The sequence below is a fragment of the Rhodoferax sp. genome (assembly GCF_018780565.1).
In the GTDB taxonomy this organism is placed as follows: domain Bacteria; phylum Pseudomonadota; class Gammaproteobacteria; order Burkholderiales; family Burkholderiaceae_C; genus Rhodoferax.
The window spans coordinates 400,423-413,154 of record NZ_JADMJN010000005.1 but is presented as its reverse complement, the minus strand read 5'-3'; the positions used below and the strand labels follow the sequence as shown (position 1 = coordinate 413,154).

At 57.2% G+C, this 12,732-nt stretch carries 10 protein-coding genes and 1 tRNA gene; 3 read left to right on the top strand and 8 right to left on the bottom strand.

The features are described 5' to 3' along the window. Positions 1-14: 14 nt before the first annotated feature. The 6 genes from nusA to IV109_RS09385 form a co-directional block, all read right to left on the bottom strand. The gene (gene nusA / locus IV109_RS09410; protein ID WP_296695196.1) at positions 15-1,511 is read right to left on the bottom strand and encodes a transcription termination factor NusA; all 1,497 of its coding nucleotides are present in this window, start codon (positions 1,509-1,511) and stop codon (positions 15-17) included. A 22-nt stretch (positions 1,512-1,533) separates the two neighbouring features. Continuing rightward, a complete protein-coding gene (rimP, locus tag IV109_RS09405; RefSeq protein WP_296695733.1) occupies positions 1,534-2,136 on the bottom strand; it encodes a ribosome maturation factor RimP in 603 nt (200 codons plus the stop codon). Between the two features lie 124 nt (positions 2,137-2,260). Next, positions 2,261-3,877, bottom strand: a complete 1,617-nt coding sequence (locus IV109_RS09400; RefSeq protein WP_296695193.1) for an ABC transporter ATP-binding protein — start codon at positions 3,875-3,877, stop codon at positions 2,261-2,263. Then, positions 3,874-4,953: an ABC transporter permease gene (locus tag IV109_RS09395; protein WP_296695191.1), complete on the bottom strand. Its 1,080-nt coding sequence runs from the start codon at positions 4,951-4,953 to the stop codon at positions 3,874-3,876. Before IV109_RS09395 ends, IV109_RS09400 begins: the two co-directional genes overlap by 4 nt. Beyond that, positions 4,919-5,947, bottom strand: a complete 1,029-nt coding sequence (locus IV109_RS09390; protein ID WP_296695189.1) for an ABC transporter permease subunit — start codon at positions 5,945-5,947, stop codon at positions 4,919-4,921. The genes IV109_RS09395 and IV109_RS09390 overlap by 35 nt, the downstream gene beginning before the upstream one ends. Positions 5,948-5,950: 3 nt before the next feature. Beyond that, the gene (locus IV109_RS09385; protein ID WP_296695187.1) at positions 5,951-7,750 is read right to left on the bottom strand and encodes an extracellular solute-binding protein; all 1,800 of its coding nucleotides are present in this window, start codon (positions 7,748-7,750) and stop codon (positions 5,951-5,953) included. A gap of 123 nt (positions 7,751-7,873) precedes the next feature. Here IV109_RS09385 and fabI point away from each other — a divergent pair, with 123 nt between their 5' ends. Further along, a complete protein-coding gene (fabI, locus tag IV109_RS09380; RefSeq protein ID WP_296695185.1) occupies positions 7,874-8,668 on the top strand; it encodes an enoyl-ACP reductase FabI in 795 nt (264 codons plus the stop codon). 66 nt (positions 8,669-8,734) lie between these two features. On the opposite strand, the gene IV109_RS09375 is transcribed toward fabI, so the two are convergent. Beyond that, positions 8,735-11,023: an arginine/lysine/ornithine decarboxylase gene (locus tag IV109_RS09375; protein ID WP_296695183.1), complete on the bottom strand. Its 2,289-nt coding sequence runs from the start codon at positions 11,021-11,023 to the stop codon at positions 8,735-8,737. A gap of 131 nt (positions 11,024-11,154) precedes the next feature. Here IV109_RS09375 and IV109_RS09370 point away from each other — a divergent pair, with 131 nt between their 5' ends. Further along, positions 11,155-11,580, top strand: coding sequence for an NfeD family protein (locus tag IV109_RS09370; protein WP_296695181.1), 426 nt, complete (start codon positions 11,155-11,157; stop codon positions 11,578-11,580). 45 nt (positions 11,581-11,625) lie between these two features. After that, positions 11,626-12,537: a stomatin-like protein gene (locus tag IV109_RS09365; RefSeq protein ID WP_296695178.1), complete on the top strand. Its 912-nt coding sequence runs from the start codon at positions 11,626-11,628 to the stop codon at positions 12,535-12,537. A gap of 93 nt (positions 12,538-12,630) precedes the next feature. Here IV109_RS09365 and IV109_RS09360 read toward each other — a convergent pair. Beyond that, a tRNA-Ser gene (locus IV109_RS09360) sits at positions 12,631-12,720 on the bottom strand. Between the last annotated feature and the right edge of the window lie 12 nt (positions 12,721-12,732).

The following is a 12,732-nucleotide window of genomic DNA, read 5'->3' as shown; positions in this document are numbered from 1 at the left end:
ACCTTTCATGACCGTTACTCTTGAGAAGCGGCGTCATTGGTAAACCAATGCTCGCGCGCCTTCATGATCAGGGTCTTGGCTTCGTCCGCAGACTGGCCGGTGATTTCAATGAGTTCGTCAACGGCCAGATCGGCCAGATCGTCACGCGTGTGAACGCCGCCGTCGGCAAGCTTGCCGATCAGTTCCGGAGTCAGGCCTTCCATGTCGCGCAATTCAAGCGACACTTCTTCGACACTTTCCTCGTGTGCAATTTCCATGGTCAGCAACGCGTCTTTGGCACGGGTGCGGAGCTCATGGACGGTGTCCTCGTCGAAACTCTCGATTTCGAGCATCTCTTCAAGAGGCACATAGGCAATCTGCTCCAGGCTGGTAAAGCCTTCTGCGATCAGCAAATCGGCGATTTCCTCGTCGACATCAAGCTTTTCCATAAACAGCTTGCGGCCTGAGTCTGTCTCGTTGGCCTGCTTTTGTGCGGACTCGGCTGCATCCAGAATATTGATTTTCCAGCCCGTCAGCTCAGAGGCCAGGCGCACGTTCTGCCCGCCGCGACCAATCGCGATGGCCAGATTTTCCTCGTCGACCACGACATCCATCGCATGGCGCTCTTCGTCCACCACGATCGAGGAGACATTGGCTGGCGCCAGGGCACCAATCACAAACTGGGCAGGATCTTCACTCCACAGCACGATATCAACACGCTCACCTGCCAATTCATTGGTGACGCCATTGACGCGCGTGCCACGCACACCGACACAGGTGCCGATGGGGTCGACGCGCTTGTCATGAGACAGCACGGCAATCTTGGCGCGGGATCCGGCATCACGGGCACAGGATTTGATCTCCAGCAGGCCTTGTTCGATCTCAGGCACTTCACTGCGGAACAATTCAATCATGAACTCGGGGGCCGAGCGTGACAGGATGATCGGCGCGCCGCGCAGCGTCAGGTCCACTTCCATGATCATGGCGCGCACGCGGTCACCGGTTCGCAGGTTTTCCTTGGGAATCATCTCGCTACGTCGCAGACGGCCTTCAACCCGGCCGCTCTCGACAATGATGTCACCCTTGTCCATGCGCTTGACAGTGCCGACAAAAATCTTGTCGCCACGTGACATGAAATCATTGAGCAACATTTCGCGCTCGGCATCGCGGATCTTTTGCAGAATGACCTGCTTGGCCGCCATGGCGCCAATTCGTCCGATCGGAACCGATGCGACTGTCTCTTCGATGTATTCATCGACTTCGATGTCGGGAATCTGTTCTTTGGCTTCGAACAACAGGATTTCCTGGTCAGGCAATTGCAGGCCAGCCTCATCGGGGACCACATGCCAGCGTCGGAATGTTTCGTAGCTGCCGTTGTCGCGATCGACCGCAACACGGATATCAACCTCGCCTTGGTAAAGTTTCTTCGTCGCTTGCGCAAGCGCGGCCTCAACGGCACCAAAAACCACATCCCGCTCCACGCTTTTCTCACGTGAGATGGCTTCGACAAGCATTAACATTTCGCGATTCATGCCATGACTCTCCTGTATCAATTCAATCCGAATTCGACTCTGTGCCACCCTTGGCACCCCGTCCCTTGAAGCTCACAATGGGCGCCAGTCGCGCCTCTCTCAACTCATCCAGCGCAAACCCCAGGGCTTGCATGGGGGCTGGCACTCTTTTCTTGCTGACCTTCTGCCCAGGCTTGACGGCTGGCGCATCGCTCCAGACGATCTGCCAGCCATGAGTTCCGTCTTCACCCTCGATTCGCTCCAGGGTGCCGCGAAATTTTTTGCGGGTTGCGTTAACCAACGCCCCCGCTGCAGCACCAATGGGCGCCTTCAGGGTGACATCAATCTCCTGACCGACGAAACGTTCAAAATCTTTCTCATGGCGCAAAGGCCGATCAATACCGGGCGAGGACACCTCAAGCCGCTTGTAATCAATGCCATCCACCTCAAGCGCGAACACCAACTGCCGTGTGACCTTCTCGCAGTCCTCAACCGTGATGAACTGCTCATCCGCCGAACCTTCAGTGGGAGGCGACCAGGGCAGGTCAATCGTGATGCGCAGCAAACCACCGGCGGAACGTTCAGTTTCCACCAGGTCGTAACCCAGGCCGGCTACGGTTTGCTCAACAATTTCCTTCAGCGCCACGTCTATCCAGTTGCAGTGTGTAAAACGATCGACCAAAAAAAACGGGCGGTAAATACCCGCCCGTTTGGTCGTGAGCTTTGGATTGTACCCGAAAAGCGACTTAAGTGCCTTGATTTCTAAGGATTTATCCTGCTGCTGCCAGCAAGGTTCGGGTGTAGTCATGCTGCGGGCTGCCCAGCACCTGATCGGCCGTCCCGGACTCCACGATATATCCGTTCTGCATGACCGCGACGTGATGGGCCATGGCGCGAATGACGTCCACGTCGTGGGTGATCAAAAGGTAACTCAAGCCCCGTTCCCGCTGAAGCCGCTGCAAGAGTTGCAGCACCTGTTTCTGAATCGTCACATCCAGGGCGCTGGTCGGTTCATCCAGTACCAGTATCAGAGGATTGATGATGAGTGCCCGGGCGATGGCCAGGCGCTGTCTTTGCCCGCCAGAGAACTCATGCGGGTAGCGTTGCATCAGATCTGAAAACTGGGCTTGATCCAAGTCAACCCCGAGACCGACATCACGCAGGGCCTGCCCGACACGCTGGCGTCGTTCATCCTGCGTCAGGCCGGGCTCGTGCACCAGCAGCCCTTCTCCGACAATTTCCTCCACCGTCAGGCGTGGCGACAGTGACGAAAAGGGATCCTGAAACACCACTTGCACCAGGCGGCGCAAGGCCTTGTTGCTGTTTGCATTGACACTCCAGGCCTGTCCAGTCACCCGCAACTCACCGCCAGAGGGCAGCAAACCCAGCGCGGCCAGGGCCAGCGTGGACTTACCCGATCCGGATTCCCCGATTACTCCGAGGGTTTGCCCCGGCGCCAACTGAAAATCCGCCCCCTGCACGGCGATGAATTCTCCGCGTCGGAACCACCCTTTCAGCCCACTCAACGGTATCGCATAGCCAACCCGAAGCTTGCTTGCCAGCATCACGGGTGGCTCGCTTGACGGCTGAACCTGTTCAACGACATCTCGCACCGGTTTGCTGTCAATCAGTCGGCGGGTATAGCTGTGTTGCGGGTTGGCAAAGACATCGGACACGGTACCCTGTTCAACGACATAGCCGTTTTCCATGACAATGACCCGGTCGGCAAAGCGCCGAACCAGATTCAGATCATGGGTGATCATGAGCACGGCCATGCCATTTTTCTTCTGCATGCTGGCCAGCAGGTCCAGTATTTGCCCCCGCAGCGTGACATCCAGAGCGGTAGTGGGTTCGTCAGCCAGCAGGAGTTTGGGTTGACAGGCCAGCGCCATGGCGATCATGGCGCGCTGACGCTGGCCACCACTGAGCTGATGCGGATACGAAGCCGCGCGTCGTTCGGGCTCGGTGATACCGGTTTCTGCTATCAGTTCAATAGCTTCCTGCGCACAAAGTGTGCGGGCCAGGCCCTGTTTCAGTTCCAAAACTTCGGCAATCTGATCGCCCACCGTGAACAGCGGGTTGAGCGCCGTCATGGGTTCCTGAAAAATCATGGAGATGTCTTGCCCGCGCAAGCCACGCAATTCACGCTCGGACATGGACAACAAATCGCGCCCCAAAAACCGGGATTCCCCGGTGATGTGGGCGTTTTGTACCAGCCGCAACAGGCTCAGCGCGGTGACGGTTTTACCCGAACCGGATTCTCCGACCAGCGCCAGTTTTTCGCCGGGGGCAATGGCAAAGTCGATGCCGTGCACCACTTCCTTGCCGGCAAAGGAAATGCGCAGGTCCTGAACTGTCAGCAATGTGGGAAGCGTCGGGGTTGTCACTTCTCTGCCTTTCTGGGGTCTAGCGCGTCGCGCAGCGCGTCCCCCATGAAGGTCAGCAGCATCAGTGTTATCACCAGCACGCCAAAGGTGGAGATGGAAATCCACCACGCGTCGATATTGTTTTTTCCCTGGGACAGAAGCTCGCCCAGTGACGGCGTTCCGGGTGGCACACCCAGGCCCAAAAAATCAAGCGATGTGAGCGCCAGAATGGCACCACTCATGCGAAAAGGCAAAAACGTGACCACCGGGGTCAGGCTGTTGGGCAGGATGTGCCGGGTGATGATGTGCCAGTTGCTCACCCCCAAGGCACGGGCAGCGCGGACGTAATCAAGCTGACGGTTGCGCAGAAATTCGGCCCGCACATAATCTGACAAACCCATCCAGCCAAAGAGACTCAGCAAGCCCAGCAACAGGGCCAGACTTGGCGCAAAGACGGCACTGAAAATAATGAGCAGGTACAGCTCTGGCATGGAACTCCAGATTTCGATAAAACGCTGAAACGCCAAATCCGTTTTGCCACCGAAATAGCCCTGGACTGCCCCCGTGATCAAACCAAGTAACACACCGGTCGTGGTCAGCGCCAGGGCAAAAAGCACACTGACCCGAAAGCCATAGATCAGCTGGGCCAGCAAATCACGCCCCCGGTCATCGGTGCCCAGCCAGTTGTCGCGACTGGGGCCGGACGGGTTAGGTTCCTTGGCAAAGTAATTCAGGGTCTTGGGGCCGTAGCGGTTGGGTGCATAGACGGCCCAATTTCCCTCGCGTTGCAGCTGCTGCTGAATAAAAGGGTCCAGGTAATCGGTCGTGGTATCAAAATCCCCACCGAAAACCTTCTCCGGGTAGTCCTTGAGCATCGGAACATAGGTCGCGCCGTCAAAACGCACTAAAAGCGGCCGGTCGTTGGAGACCAGTTCCGCCAGCAGACTGAGTGCCACCAGGGTACCCAGTATCAGCAGGCTCCAATAGCCCAGGCGGTTGCGCCTGAAGCGCAGCCAGGCCCTGCGGGAGGGCGATGGAGACTTCGGGGCCGCGTCAGGGGGGTTAGTCAAATTTGACACGCGGATCCACCCATACATAAGACAAGTCGGAAATTAGCTTGGTCACCAGGCCAATCAAGGTAAAGAAATACAGAGTCCCCAGCACTACTGGATAGTCCCGCCGGATCACGCTCTCGTAGCTCAGGAGTCCGAGTCCATCCAGAGAGAACAGGGTTTCAATCAAGAGCGAGCCAGTGAAAAATGCGCCGATGAAGGCGGCCGGAAAGCCTGTCAGTATCGGAATCAGGGCATTGCGAAACACGTGCTTCCAAAGCACCTGCCGCTCGTCCAGGCCCTTGGCGCGGGCCGTCACCACATACTGCTTTCGAATTTCCTCCAGAAACGCGTTCTTGGTCAGCATGGCGGTAACGGCAAAACTGCCCAGCACCATGGCCGTCACGGGCATGGCAATGTGCCAGAGGTAGTCCACGATGCGGGCGCCCCAGGACAACTCATCCCAGTTGCTCGAGGTGAGTCCGCGCAAGGGGAACCACTGCAACTGCCCGCCAAAAATGACCAACAGTGCAACGCCCAGAACAAAACCGGGAATGGCATAGCCCACCAGGATCAGCAGCGTAGTGACGAAATCAAAGCGCGATCCGGCACGCACCGCCTTGGCAACGCCCAGGGGAACCGCAATCAAATAACTGATGAAGAAAGTCCACAAGCCCAGGCTGATGGACACCGGCAATTTTTCCCACAACAGTTGGGAGACGTCCTTGTTCTGGAAAAAACTTTTGCCCAAATCAAAGCGGGCGAACTGGCCAAGCATTTGAAAGAAGCGCTCATGGGCGGGCTTGTCAAAACCATACAAGGCCTTGATTTGTGCCAGCCGTTTGGGGTCCACGCCTTGCGCACCGCGGTAACTCAAACCGCCCCCCTCTGCACTGGCGCCAGGCACGGCCTTGGCCTCGGCCATGTATTGCTCCACCGGGCCACCGGGCACAAACTGAACCACCACAAAAGTGATCAACAGAACGCCCAAAAGCGTCGGAATCATCAGCAGCAGTCGTTTAAGTGTGTAGATCAGCATGGTTTACCTTTTGGCCCACCAGGTATCGATCGCCCAGGTTTCACCCGACGCATAAGGCGGCATGGTTTCCGGCTTGGCAACACGCCAACTGTTGAACACGATTCGGTGCGTTGTTGCAGTCCATTGCGGTATGAGCAGATGACTGTGGCTGACCACCCGATCCAGGGCACGGCAAGCCGGTAGCAACTCGGCCTTGGATCTGGCACCGGTCATGGCCTTGATCAAAGCATCGACAGCGGGACTTTGGATGCCCGTCAGATTGCCTGAGTCTTCAATCCCTGCTGCGGCCGAACCAAACATATCGGCATATTCCTGCCCCGGGTTGTGGGTGCCGCCATAGGCCATGGACGTGATATCGAATTCAAACTTCTGCAATCGCTGCTGGTAGAGCGCAAAGTCCACAGGGCGGAAATTCAGCCGAATGCCCAGTTTTTCCAGGTTTCGCGCCCAGGGGCCAACCACCCGGGCTGATCCTTCGTTGCTGTCCAGGTATTCAATCTCAAATGCCTTGCCCTGCGCGTTGCGCAAAGCGCCATCCCGGACTTCCCAGCCCGCAGCCCTGAGCAAGGCTTGCGCCTGACGCAGGTTGTTACGCAGTGATGAATCACCATCCGTGCGCGGAGACACTGCCATCGGGCCGAAAGCGGCGGGTGGCATATCTTTGCGCCAGGGTTCCATCAACGCGAGCTCGTCTGGTCCGGGAAGCCCCTTGGCCTGGCAATCGGTATTGCCGAACAGACCCGTCACGCGCTGGTAGGAGTTGTAGAACATCTGGCGGTTCATCCACTCGTAGTCGAGTGCCAGCCCCAAGGCCTGGCGCACGCGCACGTCCTTGAAATTGTCGCGCCGGGTATTGAGAACGTAGCTTTGAAAGCCGGACGGCAATCGGTGCTTGAACTCGGTCTTCACCAACTCCCCGGAATCAAAGCGCTTGCCATTGACGCGTCGTACCCAATCACCCGCCGAGAAAAACCGCATCAGGTCAAATTCGCCTGCCTTGAGCGCTTCCAGTCGCGCCGTGTTGTCCTTGTAGATCTTGACGGTAATCCGCTCAAAGTTCCCGGTGCCCCGTTTGACGTTCAGGTCTTTGGCCCAGTAGTTGGGGTCACGGACATACGTGATGTCCTTGCCGAACCTGACCGGGCCAATTTTGTAAGGCCCGCTGCCCACAGGGATGTCCATCACCACCTTGTCAAAGGACTTGGGCTTGCCGTTCTCCACGCCCCATTGACGGCTGAACACCGGCAAGCGACCGACGGTGAGCACAAGTTCCCGGTTGGGTTTCCTGAAGCGATAGCGCACCGTGCGCTCATCCAGCAGATCCATGCCAGCCACATCTTCCAGCAGGCTTTTGAAAGCAGGCGAGGTATGAGGCCCCATCAGGGTGTCAAAGCTGTGCTTGACATCAAGTGCCAGGACCGGGTCGCCGTTGTGAAAGCGAGCCTGCGGTCGCAGCTTGAAAACGGCGCTCATGCCATCGGCGGCCACGTCGACATCCTGGGCCAGCAGGCCGTAGCCGGATGCGGTTTCATCCAGGGAGCCGGTCAACAGGGAGTCAAACATCAAGTCGGACAGATAGGCTGGCGCCGAGCCCTTGATGGTGAACGGGTTGTACTTGTCAAAAGTGGAGACCCGCAGATTGCTGACGAGTCGCAATTCGCCGCCTTTGGGGGCGCCGGGATTGACGTAATCAAAATGTGAAAAATTGGCTGGGTACTTGAGGTCTCCCCACAGGGCATACCCATGGGCTGCCCATGACGAACAGGCAACTCCCCATAGCCATAAAAAAAGCAAGCTTCGCATGCGACAATTCTGCATCAAATGCCGTTGTCGTCCGGCCGGTGCATTTGGGCATCTTCAACGGGGCCCAAAAGCAGGCGGGTCATACTGCGGTGGTGCTTCACCTGTTTATATGAGAGAGACGCTATGGGATTCCTGACAGGAAAAAAATTGCTGATTACTGGTGTTCTGTCCAAACGGTCGATTGCCTATGGCATCGCCCAGGCCTGCCATGAGCAGGGGGCCGAACTGGCATTCAGCTATGTGGGCGAGCGTTTCAAGGAGCGTATTGCCGAATTTGCGGCTGATTTCGGCTCCACGCTGACCTTTGATTGCGACGTAGGTGACGACGCGCAGATTGACAAGCTGTTTGCCGACCTGTCAGTCCACTGGCCGAAATTTGATGGCTTTGTCCACAGCATTGGCTATGCCCCCCGCGAAGCGATTGCCGGCAATTTTCTGGATGGCCTGACGCGCGAAAACTTCCGTATCGCCCATGACATCAGTGCGTACAGTTTTCCCGCCATGGCCAAAGCGGCGCTGCCCTACCTCAATGACAATTCGTCCCTGCTGACACTGACCTATCTGGGTGGCGTGCGTGTGGTGCCGAGCTACAACACCATGGGCCTGGCCAAGGCATCGCTGGAATCTTCGGTTCGCTATCTGGCAGATGCGATTGGCCCACGGGGCATGCGCGTCAATGGTCTGAGCGCGGGCGCTATCAAAACCCTGGCAGCCAGCGGGATCAAGGACTTTGGCCGCTTGCTGGCCATTTCGGCCAATGCATCGCCATTGCGTCGCAACGTGACCATCGAAGAAGTCGGCAACGTGGCTGCCTTCCTGTTGAGCGACCTGGCTTCCGGCATGACGGGTCAGATTTCCTACGTGGATTGCGGCGTCAGCCAGACCGCCGTAGCCGTGGTGGAAGCTCCACAATCGTAATTAAAATAGCATCCAGCCCTCGAATTTCCTGGGCTGGATGCTATTAAATAAGTAGCTTTATTGGCGTCAGGCCTTGACGCAGTCTGCGTAGTAGCGGGTCTGGCCATCAGCCCCCACCTCTTCCACAAGACCATGGATATCGGTTTCAAAGCCAGGACACTGGGCATTGAACTCGCGTGAGAACTTGAGATAGTCCACGATCTTCTTGTTGAACACTTCGCCAGGAATCAGCAAGGGAATGCCGGGTGGGTAAGGCGTCACAAGTCCAACCGTGATCCGGCCTTCCAACTGGTCAATTTCCACTCGCTCAGTTTTGCGCAAGGCAATGTGGGCATAGGCGTCGCTGGGCTTCATGGCCGGTGTCAGGTCGCTAAGGTACATGTCGGTCGTCAAGCGGGCGATGTCGTACTTGGCGTACAGCTGGTGCACATGCTGGCATAAGTCCGCCAGACCCATGGTTTCGTATTTGGGGTACTTCTGGCAAAACTCCGGCAACACGCGCCACATGGGCTGGTTCTTGGCATAGTCGTCCTTGAACTGCTGCAAGGCTGTCAGCATGCTGTTCCAGCGGCCCTTGGTGATGCCGATGGTGAACATGATGAAAAAGCTGTACAGACCGGTTTTCTCAACCACCACGCCGTGTTCTGCCAAAAACTTGGTCACGATGCTGGCCGGAATGCCGGTTTTGGCAAACTTGCCGTTCAAGTCCAGACCTGGCGTGACCACCGTCGATTTGATGGGGTCCAGCATGTTGAAGCCCGCCGCCATCTTGCCGAATCCATGCCAGTTGACACCGGCCTTGGCCTTGGGAGATTCGCCTTTGATGACCCAGTTGTCAGCCCTGCCAATCCCCTCCTCGACCAACTTGTCCGGCCCCCAGACCTTGAACCACCAGTCATCGCCGTACTCTTCATCGACCTTGCGCATCGCACGGCGGAAGTTCAATGCTTCGGCAATACTTTCCTCGACCAGTGCCGTGCCGCCGGGTGGCTCCATCATGGCGGCTGCCACGTCGCAGCTGGCAATGATGCTGTACTGCGGCGAGGTGGATGTGTGCATCAGATACGCCTCATTGAAGAGATGCTTGTCCAGCTTCACCGTCTGCGAATCTTGCACCAGCACATGGCTTGCCTGGCTGATACCGGCCAGCAATTTGTGGATGGACTGCGTGGCATACACCATCGCATGCTTGGGACGGGCGCGCTTCTTGCCCATCGAGTGGTAGGTGCCGTAGAACGAGTGAAAAGCGGCGTGTGGCAGCCAGGCTTCATCAAAGTGGATGTTCTCCACATAACCGTCCAGCATGCCTTTGACGGTTTCCGTGTTGTACAACACACCGTCATAGGTAGACTGGGTCAGCGTCAGCACGCGGGGCTTGATGGTGTTGGCATCCGCATCCGGCAAGTGTTCGCGAATCAAGGGGTTGGCCTTGATCTTTGCCTTGATGGCGGCTGGTTCAAACTCGCTTTTGGGAATCGGTCCGATGATGCCGAAGTGATTGCGCGTGGGTTTCAGGAACACGGGAATGGCCCCGGTCATGATGATTGCGTGCAGAATGGATTTGTGGCAGTTGCGGTCCACCACGACCACGTCATTCGGCGCCACCGTGTGGTGCCACACCATTTTGTTGCTGGTGCTGGTGCCATTGGTCACGAAAAAGCAGTGGTCGGCGTTGAAGATACGTGCGGCATTGCGCTCGCTCTTGCCAATGGCACCATCGTGGTCCAGCAGTTGCCCCAGTTCTTCAACGGCGTTGCAGACGTCGGCGCGCAACATGTTTTCACCATAGAACTGGTGGTACATCTGCCCGACCGGGCTTTTAAGAAAGGCCACACCGCCGGAGTGCCCGGGGCAGTGCCAGGAATAGGACCCGTTTTCTGCATAGTCCAGCAAGGCCTTGAAGAAGGGGGGCTGAACGCCTTCCAGGTAACTCTTGGCCTCGCGAATGATGTGACGCGCCACGAACTCGGGCGTGTCTTCGAACATGTGAATAAAGCCGTGCAACTCGCGCAGGATGTCATTGGGAAGATGCCGTGACGTTTTGGTTTCGCCATACACGTAGATGGGCACATCCAGATTCTTGCGACGGACTTCTTCGATGAAATGACGCAAATCCAGCACCGCCGGGTCCAGATCCGGTCCAGGGGTGAACTCCTCATCGTCGATGGACAGGATAAATGCGCTGGCACGGCTCTGTTGCTGAGCGAATTCGCTCAGGTCACCGTAGCTGGTGGCACCAAGGACCTCAAAGCCTTCCGACTCGATCGCCTGAGCCAGAACCCGAATCCCCAGGCCGGAGGTGTTTTCCGAGCGAAAGTCTTCGTCGATGATCACAATGGGAAAGCGAAATTTCATGGAGACCTCCAGCCAGGCACGGGAAAAATATAAAGCAGGCGCGAAGTGTAAGGACTTATTAAGTCCACTCCCTTGCGCGTCCGGCCTTTTGCCTCAAAATGTGGCAATAGCAACACAAATTAGGGATGGATATGGCCGAATCAACGATCTGGTGGGTACTTGCAGGCGCGGCGGTCGCAATCGAGTTGCTGACAGGGACGTTTTATTTGCTGATGCTGTCCCTTGGACTGGCCGCAGCCGCCCTTGCCGCTCACGCGGGCGCCAGCGCCACACTGCAGGTGGTCGTCGCAGCAGTGGTCGGAGGCGGGTTTGTCGTGGTTTTTCGAGCCTACAAACGAGGCGCCCCCTCTGGACCACCAGCCAGCGCCAACCACGACGTCAATCTGGATATTGGGGAGACCGTGCAGGTCGACGTATGGCGTCCGGATGGAACCAGCGCTGTCAAATACCGTGGCGCCAGCTGGAACGTGTCACTGCTCGCCGGAGCCACCCCCTCCCCCGGTCCCCACACCATTGTGGAAGTTATAGGCAGCCGCCTGATTGTCAAAAAAGCGTAACCAGCTCGCCTGCCGCTTCAACACACTTGTTTATTGGAGAAATATATGGAAATTGCATTCGTCCTGCTCATCATCGCGATCATATTTGTGACGCAGTCGGTCAAAGTGGTGCCACAGCAGCATGCGTGGGTCGTGGAACGCCTCGGCAAGTACAACGGAACGCTGACGCCCGGGCTGAACTTCCTGATGCCCTTTATCGACAAGGTGGCCTACAAACATGTACTGAAGGAAATTCCCCTGGACATCGCCAGCCAGGTCTGCATCACGCGTGACAACACGCAACTGCAGGTGGACGGCATCCTGTACTTTCAGGTCACGGATGCCATGCGGGCCAGCTATGGTTCCAGCAACTTCATCGTGGCGATCTCGCAACTGGCGCAAACCTCGCTGCGCTCCGTCATCGGCAAGCTGGAGCTGGACAAGACGTTTGAGGAGCGCGACATCATCAACGCACAAGTGGTGCAAGCCATCGACGAAGCGGCCCTGAACTGGGGCGTGAAGGTCTTGCGCTATGAGATCAAGGACTTGACGCCGCCCAAGGAGATCTTGCATGCGATGCAACAGCAAATTACCGCAGAGCGCGAAAAGCGCGCCCTGATTGCGGCCTCCGAAGGTCGTCGCCAGGAGCAGATCAATATCGCAACCGGTGAACGAGAGGCTTTCATTGCGCGCTCCGAAGGTGAAAAACAAGCCGTGATCAACAAGGCCGAAGGTGACGCGCAATCCATCCTGGCGGTCGCCGAAGCCACCGCGCAGGCCATCGAACGCATTGCAGCCGCCATTCGCCAGCCCGGTGGTTCCGACGCTGTGCAACTCAAGGTGGCCGAGAAGGCTGTTGATGCCTACGCCCGAGTCGCATCAGATGCCACAACCACCCTCATTGTCCCCAGCAACATGACGGAGGTATCAGCACTTATTTCGTCAGCGATGAAAATGGTGCAGACACAGCGGGCATAGCTCAGCGAAAACAAAAAAGCCCCGTAGAGCTAGGCTTTACGAGGCTTTCAGGGGGTTTGCTTACATGGTTGGAGACCGATGAAACCCTAGTACTGGCGGAGCAGGCGGGATTCGAACCCGCGGAGGGTTTTACCCCTCGCACGCTTTCCAGGCGTGTGACTTAAACCGCTCATCCACCGCTCCAGTGGGGCGTAT

What these genes read in the sequence shown, in the direction of transcription:
- nusA (WP_296695196.1), bottom strand. Translation starts at nt 1,511, where the DNA reads ATGAATCGCGAAATGTTAATGCTTGTCGAAGCCATCTCACGTGAGAAA.
- IV109_RS09395 (WP_296695191.1), bottom strand. Translation starts at nt 4,953, where the DNA reads ATGTATGGGTGGATCCGCGTGTCAAATTTGACTAACCCCCCTGACGCG.
- IV109_RS09390 (WP_296695189.1), bottom strand. Translation starts at nt 5,947, where the DNA reads ATGCTGATCTACACACTTAAACGACTGCTGCTGATGATTCCGACGCTT.
- IV109_RS09385 (WP_296695187.1), bottom strand. Translation starts at nt 7,750, where the DNA reads ATGCGAAGCTTGCTTTTTTTATGGCTATGGGGAGTTGCCTGTTCGTCA.
- fabI (WP_296695185.1), top strand. Translation starts at nt 7,874, where the DNA reads ATGGGATTCCTGACAGGAAAAAAATTGCTGATTACTGGTGTTCTGTCC.
- IV109_RS09375 (WP_296695183.1), bottom strand. Translation starts at nt 11,023, where the DNA reads ATGAAATTTCGCTTTCCCATTGTGATCATCGACGAAGACTTTCGCTCG.
- IV109_RS09370 (WP_296695181.1), top strand. Translation starts at nt 11,155, where the DNA reads ATGGCCGAATCAACGATCTGGTGGGTACTTGCAGGCGCGGCGGTCGCA.
- IV109_RS09365 (WP_296695178.1), top strand. Translation starts at nt 11,626, where the DNA reads ATGGAAATTGCATTCGTCCTGCTCATCATCGCGATCATATTTGTGACG.